Source organism: Paenibacillus sp. FSL L8-0470, from assembly GCF_038008625.1.
Classification (GTDB): domain Bacteria; phylum Bacillota; class Bacilli; order Paenibacillales; family Paenibacillaceae; genus Paenibacillus_AQ.
In genome coordinates, this window is the sequence record NZ_JBBOZM010000001.1 from 4753527 (window position 1) to 4774876 (window position 21350).

The 21350-nt window shown below is 49.3% G+C and carries 20 protein-coding genes; 6 read left to right on the forward strand and 14 right to left on the reverse strand.

All coding sequences use genetic code 11. The features are described 5' to 3' along the window. Positions 1–11: 11 nt before the first annotated feature. Complete coding sequence (locus NST99_RS21775) at positions 12–1532, reverse strand: sugar ABC transporter ATP-binding protein (RefSeq protein ID WP_341094307.1); 1521 nt, start codon at positions 1530–1532, stop codon at positions 12–14. 96 nt (positions 1533–1628) lie between these two features. Next, positions 1629–2732 (reverse strand): sugar ABC transporter substrate-binding protein, encoded by a 1104-nt coding sequence (locus tag NST99_RS21780; RefSeq protein ID WP_341094308.1) that lies wholly within the window; start codon positions 2730–2732, stop codon positions 1629–1631. A gap of 258 nt (positions 2733–2990) precedes the next feature. Here NST99_RS21780 and NST99_RS21785 point away from each other — a divergent pair, with 258 nt between their 5' ends. Then, positions 2991–4028, forward strand: a complete 1038-nt coding sequence (locus NST99_RS21785; RefSeq protein ID WP_341094310.1) for an asparaginase — start codon at positions 2991–2993, stop codon at positions 4026–4028. Between the two features lie 53 nt (positions 4029–4081). Here NST99_RS21785 and NST99_RS21790 read toward each other — a convergent pair whose 3' ends face one another. The 3 genes from NST99_RS21790 to NST99_RS21800 are packed head-to-tail and all read right to left on the reverse strand — an operon-like array spanning position 4082 to position 6052. Continuing rightward, positions 4082–4768, reverse strand: a complete 687-nt coding sequence (locus tag NST99_RS21790; RefSeq protein WP_341094311.1) for a cyclase family protein — start codon at positions 4766–4768, stop codon at positions 4082–4084. A 22-nt stretch (positions 4769–4790) separates the two neighbouring features. Next, complete coding sequence (locus NST99_RS21795) at positions 4791–4958, reverse strand: heme-binding protein (protein WP_341097719.1); 168 nt, start codon at positions 4956–4958, stop codon at positions 4791–4793. Then, positions 4955–6052 carry a winged helix DNA-binding domain-containing protein gene (locus NST99_RS21800; protein WP_341094313.1) on the reverse strand — a complete coding sequence of 366 codons (1098 nt, stop codon included), beginning with the start codon at positions 6050–6052 and terminating at the stop codon, positions 4955–4957. Before NST99_RS21800 ends, NST99_RS21795 begins: the two co-directional genes overlap by 4 nt. A 174-nt stretch (positions 6053–6226) precedes the next feature. On the opposite strand from NST99_RS21800, the gene NST99_RS21805 reads away from it, so the two are divergent. The 3 genes from NST99_RS21805 (at position 6227) to NST99_RS21815 (ending at position 8389) form a co-directional block, all read left to right on the forward strand. Next, positions 6227–7141: a TIM barrel protein gene (locus NST99_RS21805; RefSeq protein WP_341094315.1), complete on the forward strand. Its 915-nt coding sequence runs from the start codon at positions 6227–6229 to the stop codon at positions 7139–7141. Positions 7142–7317: 176 nt separating this feature from the next. Further along, positions 7318–7746 carry a VOC family protein gene (locus tag NST99_RS21810; RefSeq protein ID WP_341094317.1) on the forward strand — a complete coding sequence of 143 codons (429 nt, stop codon included), beginning with the start codon at positions 7318–7320 and terminating at the stop codon, positions 7744–7746. 238 nt (positions 7747–7984) lie between these two features. Then, positions 7985–8389, forward strand: coding sequence for a CBS domain-containing protein (locus NST99_RS21815; protein ID WP_038594172.1), 405 nt, complete (start codon positions 7985–7987; stop codon positions 8387–8389). A 63-nt stretch (positions 8390–8452) separates the two neighbouring features. On the opposite strand, the gene NST99_RS21820 is transcribed toward NST99_RS21815, so the two are convergent. From NST99_RS21820 to NST99_RS21855, 8 genes are all read right to left on the reverse strand, one after another. Continuing rightward, entirely contained in the window at positions 8453–8731 is a 279-nt protein-coding gene (locus NST99_RS21820; protein ID WP_341094319.1) for an STAS domain-containing protein, read from the reverse strand. Between the two features lies 1 nt (position 8732). Further along, positions 8733–10742, reverse strand: a complete 2010-nt coding sequence (locus tag NST99_RS21825; RefSeq protein WP_341094321.1) for a methyl-accepting chemotaxis protein — start codon at positions 10740–10742, stop codon at positions 8733–8735. A gap of 51 nt (positions 10743–10793) precedes the next feature. After that, positions 10794–11186: an ATP-binding protein gene (locus tag NST99_RS21830; RefSeq protein ID WP_341094322.1), complete on the reverse strand. Its 393-nt coding sequence runs from the start codon at positions 11184–11186 to the stop codon at positions 10794–10796. Between the two features lie 15 nt (positions 11187–11201). After that, entirely contained in the window at positions 11202–12629 is a 1428-nt protein-coding gene (locus NST99_RS21835) for a SpoIIE family protein phosphatase (RefSeq protein ID WP_341094323.1), read from the reverse strand. Positions 12630–12820: 191 nt separating this feature from the next. Further along, a complete protein-coding gene (gene map, locus NST99_RS21840; RefSeq protein WP_038594183.1) occupies positions 12821–13567 on the reverse strand; it encodes a type I methionyl aminopeptidase in 747 nt (248 codons plus the stop codon). A gap of 231 nt (positions 13568–13798) precedes the next feature. Beyond that, entirely contained in the window at positions 13799–15523 is a 1725-nt protein-coding gene (gene cysI, locus NST99_RS21845) for an assimilatory sulfite reductase (NADPH) hemoprotein subunit (protein WP_341094326.1), read from the reverse strand. A gap of 18 nt (positions 15524–15541) precedes the next feature. Beyond that, positions 15542–17395, reverse strand: coding sequence for an assimilatory sulfite reductase (NADPH) flavoprotein subunit (locus NST99_RS21850; protein ID WP_341097720.1), 1854 nt, complete (start codon positions 17393–17395; stop codon positions 15542–15544). 244 nt (positions 17396–17639) lie between these two features. Beyond that, the gene (locus NST99_RS21855; RefSeq protein ID WP_341094328.1) at positions 17640–19118 is read right to left on the reverse strand and encodes an MDR family MFS transporter; all 1479 of its coding nucleotides are present in this window, start codon (positions 19116–19118) and stop codon (positions 17640–17642) included. Between the two features lie 149 nt (positions 19119–19267). Here NST99_RS21855 and NST99_RS21860 point away from each other — a divergent pair, with 149 nt between their 5' ends. Next, positions 19268–19828: a PadR family transcriptional regulator gene (locus NST99_RS21860; RefSeq protein WP_341094329.1), complete on the forward strand. Its 561-nt coding sequence runs from the start codon at positions 19268–19270 to the stop codon at positions 19826–19828. 113 nt (positions 19829–19941) lie between these two features. On the opposite strand, the gene lspA is transcribed toward NST99_RS21860, so the two are convergent. Continuing rightward, a complete protein-coding gene (gene lspA / locus NST99_RS21865; RefSeq protein WP_341094331.1) occupies positions 19942–20433 on the reverse strand; it encodes a signal peptidase II in 492 nt (163 codons plus the stop codon). Between the two features lie 166 nt (positions 20434–20599). Between lspA and NST99_RS21870 the strand changes: the two genes are divergently transcribed. Beyond that, positions 20600–21283, forward strand: coding sequence for a DUF421 domain-containing protein (locus NST99_RS21870; RefSeq protein WP_341094332.1), 684 nt, complete (start codon positions 20600–20602; stop codon positions 21281–21283). Positions 21284–21350: the final 67 nt, after the last annotated feature.

Sequence of the window (21350 nt, forward strand, 5' to 3'; positions counted from 1 at the left end):
GGGTCTTCCTCCTATTGCGTAGCAAGTTTCATTATTTTTTCTTGATCTGCGTCCTTGGCGGACAGCTCGCCTTTGATTTTGCCCTCGGCCATGACATACACGCGGTCACTCATTCCAAGCACTTCAGGCAGCTCCGAGGAAATCATGATGATGCTCATACCCTCGCTGATCAGCTTGTTCATAATCGTATAAATTTCGAATTTCGCTCCGACGTCAATACCGCGTGTAGGTTCGTCCAGAATGAGCAGGGTCGGTCCTACAAACAGCCATTTGCCAAGGGAAACTTTCTGCTGATTGCCGCCGCTTAAATTACCGACCAGTTGTTCAACAGACGGGGCTTTGATATTCATTGATTTTTTATATTCGTTCGAAATCTTCACCTCTTCATTGGTATTGATCATCCCCTGCGAAGAAATGGCCTCAAGATTGGAGACTGAAATATTTTGCTTGATATCCTGAATCAAAAATAAGCCGTCGCCTTTCCGGTCTTCCGTCACATAGGCGATTCCCGCATTGATTGCGTCTTTGGTGTTCTTAAATATTTTTTTGGCGCCGTTCATATATAAGTCGCCATGTATTTTATAGGATTTCGGATTGCCGAAGATGCTTTGTGCCAATTCCGTCCGGCCTGAGCCCATCAGCCCGGCGATACCGACGATCTCGCCCTTTTTCACGTGGATGTTCACATCCTTGACCACATCCCGGCCCAGCTTGGGGTCAAATGCCGTCCAGTTCTTGACCTCCAGCACATCATTTCCGAAATGCTCAGTATTCCGTTTAGGATAGATATCATCGATGTCACGGCCGACCATGTTCTTGATAATTACACTTTCCGATATTTCATTCTTGGCAGCATCAAGCGTGCATATCGTCCGTCCATCGCGTAGCACGGTGACATGATCGGCTATAGCAATAACTTCCTTCAATTTATGGGAGATCATGATGCTGGTAATTCCTTGTTTCTTCAGTTCTCTCAGCAGTTCCAGCAAGTTCTCACTGTCATCTTCATTAAGTGCGGCTGTTGGTTCATCGAGAATAAGCAGCTTCACATCCTTACTGAGCGCCTTGGCGATTTCGACCAGCTGCTGCTTGCCGACACCCAAATCCTTAATCATTACTTCAGGATTGACGTTAAGATTCACTTTCTTCAGCATTTCCTTCGCTTTGACAATCGTCTGATTCCAATCAACGATTGCGCCTTTCTTCACTTCGTTCCCGGCAAAAATATTCTCATATACGGTCAGATCCGGAAACAGGGCTAACTCCTGATAAATAATTGCGATCCCGGTTCTGACGCTGTCGCTAATTCTGCCAAAGCTCTGCACGTTGCCTTCATAGACAATATCCCCTGAATATGTTCCATGCGGATACACCCCGCTAAGCACCTTCATGAGTGTGGACTTGCCGGCACCGTTCTCGCCGACCAGACAGTGAATCTCGCCTTTGCTAACTTTGAAATTGACATTCGAGAGTGCCTTTACACCGGTGAATTCCTTGGAAATATTATTCATTTCTAAAATATATGGATTCATAATTAGCTTGTGCTCCTTCACAAAACAAGTCTTAGAATAGAGGAATAGTGATAGATGTATCTATCACTATTCCGTCTAAACTATATTCAGGTGCGTTTACAGTCCCGTGAACTCGCTTGCTTCGTAATATTTTGAATCAATGAGTGCTGCTTTGACATTGTCCTTGTCAACGACTTGAACATCGGTTTGCTTCGCTTGTACTTCAATCTTGCCGTTATCGTAGGAGCCGGTTGTTTCAGGCGTTTTGCCGTCGAGAATGGAAACCCCCATGTTGATTGCATCTTTAACGAGGTTGCGCACATCCTTGAACACAGTCATTGATTGTTTGCCGTCAATGACGTATTGGATAGAAGCCTTCTCAGCATCCTGGCCGGAAATGATGAAGCTGGTCACTGCGGAATCCGAAGCGAATACGTCAGCAATGGAACGGGCTGTGCCGTCATTTGGAGCAAGGATGGCCACATCACCCTTTTGATCAGCGCTTGCAGCGGTCAAGTGAGTTTGCGCTTTGTTCTTGGCTTCGTTGGCATCCCAGTTTGTTGTCACCTGGCTGATGATTTTGCTGCGTTCCTCACGGGTCAGCTCTGCTTTATCCTTCAGAGCAACAGCTTCACTGGAGTTGGCGATGGTGAATGTGCCGTCAGCAATCTTCGGCTGAAGCACAGACCAAGCGCCTTCAAAGAACAAAAATGCGTTGTTATCCGAAGCTGCACCCGCGTACAAATACAATGGCTGGCCTTTGCCTTTGGCATGATCCACCAGGTATTGGGCTTGTGCTTTACCTACTGCGATACTGTCAAAAGTTACATAGTAGTTAACGGCATCCGTGTTGTTAATCAGGCGGTCATAGGCGATAACCTTGATGCCTGCTTTTTGAGCGGCCTCAGCTGCTGCAGCGGCGGCATCACCGTCTTGCGGACAAATGATCAGGACTTTAATGTCTTTGGCAATCAAGGCTTCTACGTTTTCTTTTTCTTTAGCAGAAGAACCTTGGCTGAACAAAATCTCTGAAGTATATTTTGTGTCTTTTAATGCATCCTTAAATCTTTGCTCATCCTGCACCCATCTTGGCTCATCTTTAGTCGGCAGCACGATGCCTACATCCACCTTACCGCCTGCACCGTTACCGCAAGCGGATACCAGCACTGCAAGCATCATGGCTACAAGCAATAGTGGTATCGCTCTCAAAGACTTTTTCATTCTAAAAAACCCCTCCCTGTATTTGGCTGGTGCTGTTGTTTACAACATGATGTTATCATTGGTGGTATCCTCCCGGAATAGAAAATTCTCCTTTGTTTCTTGAATATCCTCACATCACGGTCCAGCACATTATTTTCATCATAAAATACTGCACATGGCTATTTATTATAGGAAAGGTTTGATACAATTCTATTGACTTGTTAATGGCATAACATTAGCTTTCTCACATAATAGATTGACCTGAAAGGAAACGAAGAGATGATTATTCCAATCCCTGAAGTGAATTTTGACACTTCCCCTTACTATAATCCCGTGCTTAAAAATGTGGTCATTCTGGCTACCGGCGGCACCATTGCCGGAAGTGGGGAAGCCCACAAAACATTGAATTACGAACCCGGCGCCCTGCCGATACAAGACCTGCTGGACAGTGTCCCCCATCTGGAGCGGATCGCAAATTGCGCCGGAGTACAGGTCAGCAACCTTTGCAGTGCCGACATTACCAGCGACCATTGGCTGACGTTGGCTACATTGATCAACACCCTTGCCCTCCGCGAGGATATTCACGGATTCGTCATTACCCACGGAACCGATACCCTTGATGAAACCTCTTATTTCCTGAACCTGGTCATCAAAACCGACAAGCCGGTGATTATTACCGGATCAATGCGGCCTGCAACTGCGATCAGCGCAGATGGCCCTCTGAACCTGTTCCAGTCGGTGGCGTTGGCAGCGAATCCGGACGCTTCCGGTCAAGGGGTTATGGTTGTTTTTGCAGAGGGGATCTACAGCGGCAGAGATGTGCAGAAGGTGAATACCTTTAAAGCCAACGCCTTTGACGAGCGGGATTTCGGCTGCCTGGGCTACATGCGCGACAGTCAGGCTTTCTTCTATACAAGATCCCTTAAAAGACATACCACTGCAGCACAGTTCGACGTATCGGCTCTGAGTGGATTGCCTGAAGTGTCAGTCGCTTATTTCCACGTCGATGCCGATCCGGGCATACTCGATTACCTGGCTACGATCTCCAAAGGAATTGTAATTGCGGGAGCGGGCGGAGGAATATACAGCAAACCGTGGATTGATAAAGTCGGGAAACTTAAGAACAACAACATTCCAGTCGTCCGCTGCTCGCGGATCTCCAGTGGAATTACGCTGAAGGACTCTTACATTGACCTTTCCGCCAATTCGATTCCCTGCAACAGCCTAGTGCCGCAGAAAGCGAGAATTCTGCTGTCGCTGGCACTGACGCAAACTGTACAGTACGATGAAATTGCCACAATGTTCAATGAGTACTGAGAGTTAAACAACAAACCGCCCGTGGATTGTCCACGGGCGGTTTGTTGTAGGACTTATTCTTCAATTTCAACGATAATGTTAACGATAGATGCATCGTGGTTTTTAATGCGAAGTGGAGCTGTGAAGGCAGAAATTAGCTTTTTGCCAACCAACGGCGCTGGATTAATGTCTTCATAAATGAGCATAGTCTTCTCTTTATACTTTTCATGATCTAAGAAGGCATGGTGGACAAAATAACCGTTTCTTTTGGCTTCACTCATATTTTCAATGCTCAAGGTATCAATAGCCACCGCTTTGCAGTTTGGCAGCTTCGTCCGGATGTATTCAGCGGCTTCAGTAGAGACGGCGGGGAAATTATTGGCGTATTTCCCGAAATCAGTATCCCGGTATTTCCAGTGACTCGTGTTGAAAATCAGAAGATCCGCTTCATTCAATTCTTCATATTCCTTTAGTTTTTCGACGGTGATAAAGCCGTTCGGGCCAAGCGGGCAATCAATTAGTAGCGGCTTCCGGTAGATGAAGTCTTCTATCGGAATAGCATCTATTCCCTTACCGTTATTCATGTGATGCCACGGGGCATCGACATGGGTACCGGCATGAAGATAAATACTTAACACACTTCCGTTCCAGTCATCCCCTTTGTCTAAGCGCTCTCTAGGCTCTAATTTCACTTCTGGCAATCCTGGAAAAACAGGCATTCCTTCATAAATTGGATAACCGATTTCGACGTATTTTGGCATATTAGCTGCTCCTGTAGTTTAGTTATGACTGATTGGATTTCAGAAATTGCTCCAGTACACTGTCAATCATCCCGTGGTCTTCTCCGCCAGACAGGCCGGAGACGGAAATCGTTCCGATCGGACCGACGCCCCGGATCAGCAAAGGGAGACATCCGCCTTCGGCGGCATACTCCAGCGGTTTTCGGCTTATATTTCTTTCATATCAAGCTTGGTGAGCGGGAGTCCCAGAAAAGCGGCATAACGTCCGGCAGCCTGTTCCAACTGTTCTTTAAGGACGCCGTCCAAGGATCTAAAGGGGTATACTATCAGCTCGGCACCTTTTTTCTTGAGGGTACGTTTCCATATCCCGATGACCTGTCCATCCCATACAATCGTCGGCATAAATACACCGTTGTTGCCGGGAACAATTAGCGGAGCGGTCTCCGGCTCAAGGACCGCACTGCGGTCCTTGTAGCCCAGAATATACTCATCGAAGCCCGGAAGCAGATAGACACCGGAAGATTTACCGGTCTCTGTTCCTTCAACCGGTGTATTCGGCATCCAGTACTCACCGGATTCTATAACTTCGCTTATAAGCTCGTTGCTCACCGCGTCCAGTCCTGCTCTGGCATCCGTAAGCGTCATGCCTGTCCACCAGGCAAAATCATGTACGGTTGCAGGCCCGTGGGTCGTAAAATACCGCAGGGCAAGCTCAGCGAGTGACTCATCGAAGGACAGCTCCCTGGACCCGGTCACCCATTCATCCAGCAGGACAAAGGTTTGCTGCTTGCCGTGCAGAGGCCCAAAACAAATTAATGCGTTATACGCGCAGTGCCACAGGATATGGTAGCCCCGTTGGCTGGCAGTGCTGATCCCCTCATCCTCCAGCAGCCGAAGCAGATCAGGGCGCGTAACACACCGCCCTCCTTTTAAGGCATGATAGATGATCCTTCTGGAGCGCTCCAAAGTCTTATCGTCCAGCTCCAATTGTTCCAGCCTGCGTTTTGCCGCCCGCAGCAGCCGTGGAGCGCATAGCTGAAGCATCCACTTCACATCTTCAGGTGGTACACAATGAATGGTCCCGCGAAGTGACCAGGTCAGAAGAATTTCCCGTTCCGTGACGGCCCGCTCCACATCGGCCAATCCCGCCGATGCTGTGCGCAAGCCGATAGCCCAGACCGCCTGCATATAGTCCTGTGCCTGCAGCGCACCTAGTGCCCTTACGACCTGTTCCGGCTGGTGGAACGCGGGACTGCTGATGTGCTGGTTCAAGAGCCGAAGGCCGGCAATCCGCTTGTTAGTCACTTCTATTCTCCTTTGCTAAAACCTTTTGAAACCCTTTCTCTCCCCTAGTATATTGAACGGGCCGGTTAATTGTCTATCCGAAATACTACGGCCCAGGCAGGAAATTGGAAGTTGTCCAGCGAAGTTAATACCAAAAAGTGACTTTAAAGCGAGGCGGTTACACTGCAGCAGTTTATGATTGGACAATATGGAGGGTTTGATTACGAGAAATACCATAAAGACTTTAGAAACGGATTCTATGGAATAGAGGCTTGTTCATTCACCACCGCAGAAGATATGCAGCATTTAATCGAAGAATCCCGCAGCAAAGGATTTCAGGTTGGCGTACATTTTCCGTTCCGGGCTGACACCACCAGGCTACGCGATCCCCTATTCCTCTCCACAGACGGGCAGGTGCGTGAGGATGCCTATCAGCATGTCCGGGAAGAGCTGGATGTTCTGACAGCCCTTCAGCCGGAATATATTCTATTTCATTATCCGAAACCTGTGATTCTGGATGAACGTGTGAATTGGACAGGATGGCGGTTTGGAGATTCCCGGGAGTTTATCTATGAATCTGAAATCACGCTGGAAGAGCTGATAATGCGCAGCGAGCAACTCTTTGAATGGCTGAATGCACAGAGCCTTCAGTATCAATTTGTCCCCGTATTGGAATTTGATACATTAAACAGATATATTTACGACCACGATTTTTTCGAGCAATTATTGATCCGGTACCCCCGGATTAAGCTCTGCCTGGATACTGCGAGGTTATTTCTGCAGGACCAGCTCGACCCGTATTTTGACGCCAGAGCCATCCTGAGAAAGTTTACCCGCTATGCAGGTCTGATCCACCTCTCCAATGTTCAGGTGAATGACAGCGTGCACAACAGCCACTATCCGGTTCTTCCGGAATTAAGCCCGCAAGACGGCTGGGCACCAATCGAGGATTATTTGCGGATTATCCGTGAGGAGAACAGTGACGTAAAAATCATGTTCGAGCACCGCTCCGACCTTATTTCAGAGGAACAATTGAAACGCTGTTATTTATGGGTTGACGGAATCCTGAACGGAGCAGCGCAGCCGGACAGCGGGAACATTTCATTCTGATGGTCAACTCTCCATGCGCAATATTACCTGAATTGACATAAATTTTAAGGTTTTCATTGTATTTGTTCATTGCAGCTTGTAATAGAGACCCGAAAGAATATTTTTCTATGGACAAGGCCATGATACAATATGGAAGTATGCGCTTGGCTTAATTTAACATTTGAGGAGTGAAGCATGTGTCTGTTGATGTGTATTTGAATTTCAATGGGAACTGCCGTGAAGCTGTAGAATATTATGCTGCGGTGTTTGGTACAGAGGCTCCACAGATCATGACCTTTGGAGATTCGCCGCCAAACCCCGAGTATCCGCTTCCTGAAGAAGCCAAATCCTTGGTCATGCACTCCAGATTAAACATTGACGGCAGCAATGTAATGTTCTCTGATGTGTTTCCGGGCATGCCTTTTACGGTGGGGAACAATATCAGCCTTGCTCTGGTATCCCCCGATGAAGAGCAGCTCAAATCCTGGTTCCATCAGTTGAAAGAAGGCGGAACGGTAGTCATGGAGCTGCAGGAGACCTTCTGGAGCAAATGTTACGGCAGCCTGAAAGATAAATTCGGCATTGAATGGCAGATCAGCCACGAGAATGGCGAAGCAGGTAAGTAAGAATAATGCATCTTGATATATAAAACAGAGAATATAGAATCCCGCTCGTTTTCCGCAGGGTTCTCTATTCTTTTTTTGTGGGCAAGAAATCTCATTTCTTGAAATAAAAAACAAGCTGAGACGGTTGTTACAGGTTCGAGAGAAGTTAAAAATCTTTTTATTAATGCGTTTACATACTAAACTATGGTTTAATTAAACTACCGCTACGCATTTATTCCACTGTAAAGGAGTCGAACCTATGGAAATATCCTCTTTTTTGCTGCCCAAAGATCAGGTCGCATTTATTGCTTCCTCCATATCCATGCTGGAAGCTATGGAGCAGCTGGAACAGCATTATTATTCTGCGATACCCATCATTGACGATGAAGGCAAATATGTTGGAACCTTATCAGAGGGCGACTTGCTATGGAAGCTGAAGAACACAGCGGATCTCGGCTTTGAGAATATGCGCGAGGTTACCGTAAGCGAGATCCAGAGACATGTGCATAATGAAAGCGTGGAAATTCACGCCCAGATGGAGGATATGCTTACACTCGCCGCAGACCAGAACTTTGTGCCTGTCGTCGATGGCGCCGGAGTCTTCCTCGGTATTATCCGCCGCAAGGATATCATTGAATATTACACCCGGAATATAACTGATTAATTCGCGAATACAACCAAGGCCTCCCCCGCAGAAAGCGGTGGGAGGCCTTGGTTGTATTTTTACTTATAATATCTCAAACACATTGGTAAGTCTTGTTAGTTCAAAGATCTTCAACACATTTGAATTCAAGGATTGCAGTCTGATCGTGCCGCCATTCTCCACGCATTTCTTATAAGAGCTGACAATCACCCCAAGCCCGGTGCTGTCGATGAACCGGCAGCCGCCGAAGTCAAGCAGAAAGCTTGAATACCCAGTGCTGATATAACTGCGGATATCTTCTCTAAACTTGCTTGCTTCTTCTACGGAAAACATCTCCGGCATTACAATAATAATCTCGCTCATGTCATTTCCCCCTAATTATAAATTTCTCAACGAGGAATTCCAGCTCATTGGCCATGGCGCTGACCTCCTGGGCGGAAGAGACGAAATTGTTGACTGTCGCCGCTTGTTCCTCGGTTGCACTGGATACACTTTCGCTGTTCATTGCCGCCAATTCAGAGATCGTGCCCATTGAGTCAATGAGCTTGATGATCTGATCGGAGGTGGCAACCTCGTCTTTGGTAATCTCCAGGATTTCCCGCACACTATCGTTAATCATCTCCACCGATTCAATGATATGGATAAATGCATGATCCGTTTCATTAACGATTCTCACTCCGCCCTCCACGGCTTCCGAGGCGCCCCGCATCGAGTTCACAGCTTGCGCAATCCGGGAGACCATATCATGTACCAGCGATGAGATTTCGTTTGCCTGCCTGTGCGTTTCATCCGACAGCTTCCGCACCTCTCCGGCCACCACGTTGAAGCCGCGCCCGTGTTCTCCCGCTTTTGCAGCTTCGATGGCGGCATTCAGCGCCAATAAATTGGTCTGCTTGGCGATGGCATTAATGGTTCCGATAATAGTGGAAACTTTGCCGGACAGCTCGCTCACAGTCTGCAGCTGCTCTTCTGTCTCCTTGGTACTGCTGTTGATCGTATCCATCGCCTCAACCGTATTAATGACCTTGATTCTGCCATCCTGTGCAGCCCGGTTGGTGCTGTCCGCATTCAGGGAGGTCGCTGCCGCCTTGCTCTGAGCCAGCTGCACCAGACTGGAAAGCTGCACCAGAACCTGCGAGGCATTCACTACGGAATGGTTGTTATTCTCCGCACCGGCGGCAATTTCCTGAGTGCTGGAGCTGATTTCTTCAATCGACGCGCTGATTTCCTCAGAAGAAGCCGCCATTTCTTCCGACATGGAGGTTAGAACCTCCGAACCCGCCCTTACTTTCTCTATAATGGCTTCCTGCTTGTCAATCATTGTATTAAAGGAATCACTGAGCGACTGCAGCTCATCCCCTGATTTGATGGCCGTATGTACTGTCAAATCGCCATCACCAGCCTGAGCCATAGCCTTCTCCAGCTTCTTGATTGGACTGATGATATTCCGGGTGGTAAAGAAATACCCTGCAAGAAGAGCTACCAGAATAAAGGCAATCACAACAATCAGTGTCGTATTTCGGATCTCTGTTGCAGACGCCATGTATTCCCCGTAATTCGCAGTGGTCGCCACAACCCAGTTCCCTACAGGCTGAAAGGACACATATTTATAGACACCTTCATAAGTATAAAAGCCATGGGAAGCTTTGCCGCTTTTCATAATCTGTACAAGCGCATTTAATTCCTTATTGCTGTTGCCGTCCAGATTTTCTGTAAGAATCTTGCCTTTATCAGGATGATAGACCACAAGGCCTGTAAGGTCGATCATATATCCGTATCCGCTCTCGCCAATTTTCACTTCGGCTACGGGCGCGGAAATGCTGTCAAAGACGATTGTCCCAATCAATACGCCCTTAATAACATCATTCTGACGCAGCGGATGGGCAATCGCGACAATATGCTGATTGGTTTCCCTGGAGGTAAGGACACCGCTTATCGCCTCTTTCCCCTGAAGCGCCTGCTGAAAATACTCCCGGTCCTGCACATCCAGCTCCGGAGCTTCTGAACTGCTGGTAAGCAGCGCCTTGCCGTTCACATCGGCAACGATCAGCGATTCAAGCAGCTTGGCGTTGTCTTGCTGGATACCGGAAAGATAACTGAAAGACGCCTTTCTTTCTCCCTCCGAGGCTGGACTTGCAGCGAAATCGGCCAATGTGCTGTTTTGGCTGGCGATTTCAAGATAATTGCCTACCGCTTCAAGCTCGCTCTCAACAGACTTGGCGGCTGAACTTGTTGTTGTTCTTAATTCCTCTTCAATTGTCGTTTGCAGTGCATTTGCCGCCAGTTTGTAAGAGATGATACCGGAAACAAACAACGGCACGCTAATGATGAGGAACAAAAAAATGCTGATTCTAACCTTTAAACTTAACTTCACCGAATTCTCCCCTTTTCTATTCTCAGAAAACAGTCCTCAGAAGAAAGCCTGTCAATTAGGACATACATTCTTGCTGATGTACATCGTATTTCGGATCATCTCCACACTATCCGAGAAGCAGCGGATTAAGTACAGCCCTCTTCCTCCGTCATCCAGCAGCTCGTCACTACTGATATCCTGCGGAATAACGAGATCCCGGCCGCCGTCTCCGGAGTCTTCGACCTGAAGCTTAAGCAGCTCATCTCTAAGCAAATACCGGATATAGATCGGCTTCGTGCAATCGCTGAGATTTCCGTGATAATACGCATTCGTAATAGCCTCAACCAGAATCAGACGGATATCAAAAGCATAGGCTTCCAAATCAAGCTCTTCGATAATTCCGTCAATAATTCCCTGTGTATGTTCCAGTCCGTGAAGCAGCACTTCCTTATGTACAGCGTTCATAATTCACCCCTTGTCTCACTGGATATTCAGGCTCAGCCAGGTGCAGTCGTCCTGCAGACAAACGCCCGCAACCTTATCGTGCAAATATTCGTAATCACGGCCTAACTCCGCTTCTTCAAACAAAAGCTCCATACCGTCACTATAGAAGCAGAAACGGTCACCCGATCCAAATGCAACAGCCTGCTGCTCAAATTCACTGTCGCTAAACATGCCCAGCGGAGCTCCTTTGACTGTTATTTGCTGGCCGGGCTGCGCTTTCGGCACATAGATGAATTCATTGATCCCGGCCCCTGCTGCCTTAAGCACTCTGGCGGCGAAATCGAGATGAAAGCAGCAGCCGGCAATATAATCCTCTCCCAGATATTGTCCCGCTTTCAGATTCAAATCCTTCAGAACCTGAACCGGCTCTATTGAAGTGAGCAGACTGTCCAGGAACAGTACACGCAGCGCGGAGATGCTTAATGCGGCCGAAATGCCTTTGCCGGTGACGTCACCGATGATTCCGATGACCTGTTCATCATCAATTTTGTGAAAGATGAAGAAGTCGCCGCTGAGTGTTGTAGCAGGAACGTAGATCTTGTCCAGCACTGCCCTATTCTCCAGAGGAAAAGCAACAGCATGGCGGTGCTCTTGAAGCTTGACCGCCCGTTCAAGTTCCTTCTTGTTCTCCGTAATATCCCTTAATACCAATTGCAGAGCTACTTCTTCTTCATATACAATCGGTACGCCCGAGATCTCCAGATCAAAAATATGTTTGTCATGCCGGATAAAACGCTGCTCGATCCGAAACCGGTCCTTCATGGAACCTTTGGTTTTTAGTTTTTTATACTCCGTGCTGCTAAGCGGCTCCTCGTAAAAAAAATCATCGATGCCCCTACCAATCAGTTCCTTCTTTTTCCTGCCGAACATCTTCTCGGTCTGCTGATTTGCAAACAGAATCGTTCCCCCGCTGTAAACCAGAATGGCTTCAGGACAGAGATCAACCAGATCCCTGTAACGTTCTTCGCTTTCCCGGAGTCTTTGTTCGGAGCGGACCCGCTCGCTGATGTCATGAATAACGGTGTAGACACATGTCTTTCCTAACATCGTCATGATCCCCGTATGAATCTCCACCACTATGATCTGGCCTCCGGCTAACTGATGTCTATCCATAAATACCTGGTTTCCCAGATATTCTCCGCCGGGCACCGCCTTATCCACAAAGTCCCGATCCCCCGCCTCACCCTCTGCATTCAAGTCCGAGATATGAAGTTTTCTGAAATCACGGAGGCGGTAGCCATAGAAATCGCAGGCTGCCCTGTTCGCATCAACGATGCTTCCGTCATCCGGATCAACCATTAAGGTTATTAAATGGTTATTCTCATAAATACAGCCATAGTGCTCCATACACTGCTCAGGGCTGGGTGCGCCATGCTGATTCTTGCAATGTTTGTCTGTTGCCATTTCTGATCCTCTATTCCCCTTTAGCCTTGAGTTACCATTATATTCATTCCCTCCCCATAAAACCGTGAATTCCGACACATTAAGACAAATAACCAAAAAAAATAAACCCGGTCAGCGCCATGACATACATGAGCGGCTGACCGGGTTTACCGGCAGTATTTCCAACCAAGCTACGATTCAAATACTTAAGATTACAGCTCCGTCAAAATAATTGTTCCCTGCGGAGTTATCGCCAGGGTGTGCTCATATTGCGCCGACAAGCCGCCGTCAATCGTCCGGGCTGTCCACCCGTCCGCATCTACCTTTGTCCGGTAGCTTCCGGTATTTAGCATCGGCTCAATGGTGAACACCATGCCTTCCTTAAGACGCGGCCCTTTGCCTGCAGGTCCGTAGTGAGGCACCTCCGGGGCTTCATGCATTTCAGAGCCGATGCCGTGCCCGATAAAATCACGGACGACTGAGAAACCGTTCGACTCGGCATATACCTGAATGGCATGGGCGACATCGCCAATCCGGTTGCCTGCAACTGCCTGCTCTATGCCCTTGAACAGTGACTCCTTGGTCGTTTCCAGCAGCTTCGCTGCCTGATCGCTGATGTTGCCTATCCCGTAGGACCAGGCAGAGTCGGCCAACCAGCCGTTAAGGTTCACGACCATATCAATCGTTACAATGTCACCGTCTTTAAGCGGCTCATGTTTGGGAAAGCCATGGCAGATTACATCGTTCACGGATGCGCAGGTTGCGTAAGGATATCCATGATACCCTTTTTGCTCAGGTGTTGCCCCTTGGGAAAGAATGAACTTCTCGGCAAACTGGTCAATTTCCCAGGTCGTAATTCCGGGTTTCAGCATTCCGGCAATTTGCCGGTGGCATTCAGCAAGAATCTTGCCTGCTGCACGCATTTTTTCGATCTCTTCCATCGATTTCATGATGATCATCACATTCGCCTCTTCTGTACAGAACGCATTACTCACTATAATGGCTCTTGGATATGTTATGGGTACTCTTTATATTATGTAAGAAAACCGCCGAAAATCCAAATTCATTCTTCGATTATGAGATTAACCGCGAATCGCGGGTAGAAATTCTCTAGTACAATCCTCATTTCCCCCACAAAACAAAAGGAACCCATCCTCCGTATTGCATTGGAGAACAGGTTCCTTTGTTAATCAGTCATGGAAATTAAGCCCCGAGGTGACGGCCTTCACATAGCCGCTGCGGATGACAAAATCTCCGAAGTGTTCGCCCGCCGCGCGTTCTTTGGCAAAGCGATGAAGAATAGGCTCCAGCGTTTCAAGAATTTCATTCTCGTCGATATTTTCCTTGTACAGTTTGTTCAGCCTGTCTCCGGTAAAGCCTGCACCCAGATACATATTATATCTGCCCGGAGCTTTGCCGATAAAGGCGATTTCCCCCAGTGCCGGTCTGGCACAGCCATTCGGGCAGCCGGTCATGCGGATGACAATCTCTTCGTTGCGGAGGCCCGCTTCATCAATGATCAGCTCCAGCTTATCGAGCAGGAGGGGAAGATAACGTTCCGCTTCGGCCATGGCAAGACCACAGGTTGGCAAAGCTACACAGGACATAGCGCTGCGCCGCAGAGCGGTGTGCTGCGCTCCGTCGGTCAAACCGTATTGCCGGGCAAGTTCGTCCACCTTACGTTTCTTTGCACTGCTTACATTGCCAATAATCAGATTCTGATTCGGCGTCAGACGGAAATCCCCGGTGTGTATCTTAGCGATCTCCCGCAGTCCGGTCATCAGCGGATACCCTTCCTGGTCCTGAATCCGCCCGCTTTGGATATACAACGTCAAATTCCATTTACCGTTGATGCCCTTCACCCAGCCGTAACGGTCGCCGTTATGGTCGAAATGGAACGCACGGGCAGCCTCCAGCTGCCAGCCCAGCCGGTGATGCAGCTCGCCCGTAAACCAATCCAGACCATGCCGGTCGATGGTATATTTGAAACGGGCATTCTTGCGGACGGAGCGGTTGCCATAGTCACGCTGAATCGTGACCGTCTTCTCCGCCACTTCAATCATCTGCTCCGGCCGGCAGAAGCCGATCACCCGCCCAAGCTGGGGATAGGTGTTCGTATCGCCGTGCGTCATGCCCATCCCGCCGCCAACCGAAACATTAAATCCTACAAGCTTGCCTTCCTCCAATACCGCGATGAAGCCAAGATCCTGGGAGAAGACATCGACGTCATTGGAGGGCGGCACTGCCAGACCGATTTTGAATTTGCGCGGCAGATAGACCGGTCCGTAGATCGGTTCCACTTCTACGCCTGCCTTGCTGTCCACAACCTTCTCGCCGTCCAGCCAGATTTCATGGTATGCCGGAGTACGCGGGGATAGATGATCGCTGATCTTCCGGGCCCATTCATACACTTCAGCATGTGTTTCGGACTGATACGGATTCGGGGCGCTCATCACGTTGCGGTTGACATCTCCGCAGGCAGCGAGTGTGGTCATCAGCGTATCGTTAATGGTCTTGATCGTCTTTTTCAGGTTCCATTTCAGTACACCGTGCATTTGAAACGCTTGTCGTGTCGTCAAACGGAGTGTGCCGTTGCCGTATTTATGGGCAAGCTCATCCATGACCAGCCACTGTGCTGCAGTAGCGACTCCGCCCGGAGCCACCACACGCAGCATGAACTGATAGGCCGGCTCCAGCTTGGAACGCTCACGCTCACTGCGCAAATCCCGGTCATCCTGCATGTAGCTGCCGTGAAATTTGAGCAGCCGGTTGTCATCCTCTGGCAGTCCTCCGGTTACCGGGTTGCGCAGTGTCTCCACAAGTGCGCCCCGCAGGTAGTTACTCTCGATCTTTATATGTTCAACATCACTAGGCGGGCCGCCAATCGGCTTCACCGCTGATTCATTATTCGCCATAGCTGAACCTCTCCTCCCTTAATACACATCGCGCTGATAACGCTGTTCCTGCTGCATGTGCTCCAGGTAAGCTGCTGCCTCTTCCGGGCTTAAGCCGCTCTCCCGCTGGATCACAGTGACCAGTGCGGAATGAACATCATGGGCCATATGCTTCTCGTCACCGCATACATACACATGCGCACCTTCCTGCAGCCAGGCATACAGCTCACGGCTCTGTTCCAAAATGCGGTGCTGTACATATACTTTCTCTTCCGTATCCCGGGAGAACGCAACATCCAGCTTGTTCAGCACACCGTCCTTAAGCATTCTCTGCCAATCCGTCTGATAGAGGAAATCGGTCACGAAATGCCTGTCGCCGTAGAACAGCCAAGTTCTGCCGCTTGCGCCCTGCTCTTCCCGCTCTTCCAGGAAGGATCGGAACGGGGCTACCCCCGTACCCGGCCCGATCATAATCACGGGAACCTCGGAGTTGGCCGGAAGTTTGAAATTCGGGTTGTTCTGAATATAGATCGGGAGGGTATCGCCCGGCTGTACCCGTTCAGCGCAATGGACCGAGCAGACGCCGTAACGGTCACGGCCATGTGACTCGTACCGCACCGCGCGAACCGTGAAATGAACCTCATCGGGGTTCGCGTTATAACTGCTAGCGATCGAATACAGTCTTGCGGGCAGCTTGCGCAGAATGGTTACAAAGCTGCGCGCAGGCACTTCCCATGGTGCGAAATCCTGAACCAGATCCAGCAGATCACGTCCCTGGATATATGACTTCAGCTCCTGCTGATGATCCGGAGCAAGCAGCGCATGAAGCCCTGCCGATGCGCTCAATTGTGCCGCCTGTTCCAGCAGCGGCTTCGTCAGGACTGTAATTTCATAATGACGCAGCAGCGCTTCACGCAGAGTGCCTTCCTCCCCCTTCTTATTAAGGGGAACAGATTCATCGCTATTCCAGCCCATAGCGGCAATAATATCCGCCACCAGCTGAGGATGATTCTCCGGGTACACTCCCAGCGAGTCACCCGGCTCGAAGCTCAGATTGGAGCCGGCAAGCGACAGCTCCAGATGGCGGGTCTCGCGGTCAGAGCCGCGTCCGTTCAGATTAAGATTTTCCAGCACTTCAGCATGGAAAGGATGGTTGCGTGAGTAGACTGAATCCGGCGACTCCGCATGTTCAGCTGCCTGTACCGCTTCCTCAGCAATTGCCATTGCATTCTGCGGACCGCTAAGTGAGCTGATAACCTGCTGGAACCATTCAGCTACCGGTTCATCGTAATCGAGATCACAGTCGACGCGCGGGCTCAGACGCCGTCCGCCCAGCTCTGCGAGACGCTGATCGAAATCCTTGCCGGTCTGGCAAAAGAACTCATAGGAGGTGTCGCCGAGCGCCAGTACGGAATAACGCAAATGATCCAGTTGGGGCGCTCTCTTGCTATAGATAAATTCATGGAAGGCCCGGGCATTATCCGGCGGTTCGCCTTCGCCGTGCGTGCTGACCAGCAGCAGCAGATTCTCGACCTTCTTCAGACCATTCGGCTTGAAGCCGTTCATTGCCGACACAGTAACCTGGAAGCCTTGCTCCTCCAGCTTGCGGGACAGGCTGGACGCCAGACGCTGGCAGTTGCCGGTCTGAGAACCGAACAGCACCGTCACTTCGCGGGAGATTTGCGGCTGTGCCGCCGGGGAGACGACTGCCGCAATCCCCTCTGCTTGCAGCGGCGTACCAGTGGAAACCGCTGCCGCATTTCCCTGCAAAGACAACGCGGACAAATATCCGCCGAGCCAGATCTGCTGCGTCTCTGTCAACGTCGGCAGAAGGCGGTTCAGAAGCTCAACCTGGTTCTCGTTAAATGGACTGTTCGTAACTTGTAGTTGCACCAATATCGACCTCTCCTTAACATGAAATCTAGTTCCCTCTTAACCTCATGTGATCAGGCTATCATAATTAGATGAAACGATCAACGAACTCTCCTTATCATAAAATTTGGGTTTATTAGTAATATTGTCTATAAAACGCATAAAAGCTGCTTAAATCAGAGTAAATGACCCCGATTTAAGCAGCTTCATTACAATTAATGATAACTTGCATTAGATAAAATGATACTTAATATTCAGCTTTTGATTACTGATTCGCGATCTTACGGACATGGTTCTGCATTTGGAGAGGCGTTGTTCTCCCTTTGCGGCGCAGCAGAAGCATGAGCGGAAAACCAAACAGCACGATGATGGCAGCAACGACAAATACATCATTTACTCCCATTGTAAATGAGAGTAGGGTGATCGAATCGGAACTCGCTGCACCGGACGCTACGAGCTCTTTGGAGTGAATCCCGGATCTGCTCGACAAGAGCGAGGTAAATACGGCGATGGCCAATGAGCTTAATACATTGCGCACCCAGTTGTTGATCGAAGTTGCATGACCTGACCATTCCACCGGAATCTCCTCCATGGATGCCGTGCTGCTTGGGACATTGGCCAGACCGATCCCCAGATTACGCACAACCATCGCCCACAAAATAAAGTTGTGCGAAACATCCACATGCAGCCTGCTCAGCATAAACAAACCGGCAAAGATAAAAGCAATTCCTGCGAAAATCAGCTTCACCGGACCGAACTTGGGATACAGCTTGCCCACAACCGGGCTTAACAATGCCAGCAGGATGGATGAGGGCAGCAGAATCAGTCCTGTTTTGAGCGTCGTGGCGCCTTGCACAGTCTGCAGGAAAAGCGGTGTTAAGTAAGTGCCGGCATACATCGCCACCGTTACCAGACTATAGATGCACAGCATAGCCGTGAACCGCAGGTTCTGAAATACGCGCAGATTCAGCAGCGGCACTTCCGTCCGCAATTCACGCAGGACAAACAAGAGGAGAAGAACGATCCCGGCAGCGATTAACAATAGAGTTCTCCAGGAACCCCAACCCCAGCTGCTGCCTTGGCTAAAAGCAGTCAGAAGCGCGAGGCTGCCCGTCACCACCGTAATCAGGCCGGGAACATCGAATGACTTCGGTACATTCATCCGGTAGTAAGGGATTAACAGTTGGGTTAATATAATAGCGACAAGTCCCACCGGGATATTAATCAGGAACAGCCAGTGCCAGCTGGCATACTGCAGCAGCCAGCCGCTGAAGGTCGGCCCGATGGCCGGCGCAACCATTGCGGACAGCGACCACAGGCTGACGGCGAAGGGCCGGCGCTCAATCGGAATGACCTGAAAGATAATCGTCATCGTGCAGGCCATAATCAGTCCGCTGCATGAGCCTTGAAGCATCCGGAAAATGATCAGCATCAACGGGTTACCCGATACGGCGCATAACAGGGAGAAAAGTGTAAAGCCCGATAAAGCGAACAAGTAAAGTCTCTTATAACTGAATCTGCCGCCAAGATAACCGGCCAAAGGTGCCGTTACACCTGTTGCCAGCATAAAGCCGGTAACCATCCATTGCATCGTGTGCAAGCCGGTATGGAAATGATTCATTAGTAGGGGAACAGCAATGTTAATCGTTGTGGTGCTTAAGACAGAGACAAAGTTCCCGAAGAATATGGCAATCATAATCGGCCAAAAAGGAACTTTGCCTCGTTGTTCATGGTTCTCTTCCATGGCAGTTCCCCCATTATTTATATGTCTACTTTTACATAGGTGAGTTAACTTAAATAATGTTATAATCGAATCTACAATATGTCAATGATGACATAGCAGTAATACTCCTGATGAAAACGGATTAATTTAGATTGGAGGAACTCATAGTAATGAATACTCTGTCTTACGGGCTCCTTGCCCTGCTGACTGCCAACTCGCTGTCCGGATACGAGTTAACGCAAAGCATTAAGCCGCTATGGCGTGCGGGCCATAGTCAAATTTATCCTCTGCTGGTAAGTATGGAGCAGAAGGGATACATCTCCTACGAGCGCATCGAGCAGTCAGATAAGCCGGATAAAAAAATATATACGATCACAGAAAAAGGACTTGAACAATTGCGGGAGTGGGTTGAGACGCCGGCTGATCCTCCCGTGTTGCGGGACGAACTGCATTTCAAGCTGTACAGCCTGTGGCTCGCAAGACCAGAGGAGGCTAAGGCGTTACTGGTAAGGCGCGCGGAATTCTGCAGGAGTGAGCTGGACCGGTATAACCTCATGATTAAAGCCAATGAAGCCCTGTGCCAGGAGCGCGGAGAAACCCGCGAGCTTAAGGCAACGACGTTCGGGCGGTATTTGCTGCTGCGCAAGCGGGTTATGGATATGGAATCTTCTGTAGCCTTTTGCGAATGGGCCATCGGGGAACTTGAATCAAACGCCGGTCCGCTGGAATAAAGGTTCGATGTATTGCAGCAAACGATCAGTAAATCCCAAAGAAATAGGGTTGTCCATAGTCATAATAATGACTAATTGGACAACCCTATACTTAAAACCGGGGGTAAGAACAGTCACGCCTGTCCGGTGCCGCTGCCTTTCACCCGTCTTCTCTTGGCCGTGCTGCTCTTCACCTGATCAATAATCAGATGGATCACGATCAGGATGCCGCCGGCATTGATTGCCAGATCGGCCAGATTCATGATGCCGCCGCCTTCCCCGAATACAAGAAAATCCGTAACCTGATGGAAAATTACGCGGTCTATTGCATTGCCGATAGCACCCCCCACCAAAAATCCGCTGGCGGCTTCAAGCAAGGGTCCTCGCAGCACTCCTTTGCGACGGTAATAAAAAATCGCGACTACAAATACTGCCGCAACAATCGAGAAATACTTCCCAAAACCCTGAAAAGAACTGAAGGCCGCACCACTGTTCTCATAATAAGTAAATTGCACGTAAGGGTTCCAGAACGGAATGGTCTCCCCCAGCTGCATGTTTAACCGCACCATCCATTTTGCAGCCTGGTCCGCCAGTACCACCAATATTGAAATCAGGTAAAAAAGCATCTCTGTGCTCCTTTCACGTCTGCTAGACTCACTCCATTAACGGTTCATAAGGATAGCTTATCACAGAGCACCACACGGATTCACCTTTCAGAGAAATGTTACATTCGAAAGCCTAATGGTTAAACACTCTTAGATTATAAATCGTTTAGTTGAGGGTGGGTACCAAATGGAATACGGAGCGATATTTATCAAGCTGATCGCGGGTTTTATCGGGTTATGGGCAATGACAAGATTGCTGGGAAAGAAGGAAATCTCCGCCTTGACGCCTTTTGACTTTATCTCTGCGGTGATTCTGGGCGATTTGGTCGGGGACACCATATATACACCAGAAAATTCCGTGCTGATGCTGATCTTTACACTGGCTGTTTGGACCGTATTATCCTTGACGTTCGAGAAGGTTACCCAGCGAATCCGCGCGCTCCGCAAACCGCTTGAGGGCGAACCGGAATTTCTGATCCGTGACGGAGAGATCGATCTGGTCAAGCTGCGCAAGAACAACCTTGACTTCGACCAGCTGCGGATGATGCTGCGGGCTAAGGATACTTTCTCTGTCAGTGAGGTCGCTTATGCCATCTATGAGACGAATGGTTCTTTGAGCATTATGAAAAAGCCGCAATTCGAGGCAGCCACCCGCGAAGACCTGGCTGTTTCCATACAGGAAACCACGCTGCCCCAGAGTATTATTGAGGACGGGATCATTCAGCGGCGTACGCTAAGGGAACTTGGCCATGACGAGGCCTGGTTGGACGGCGAGCTGCGCAAACTGGGATATTCGGGCCCGCAGGCTGTAGCTTATGCTGAAATCACTGAAGAAGGCGAGTTTGCTGTGGTCTCCTCGGTTTCCCACTAAAGAGACCAAAAAAAAGGATATGCCCGGTGTTCGGACATATCCCCACTCTATCAGAATCTTGCTGAAT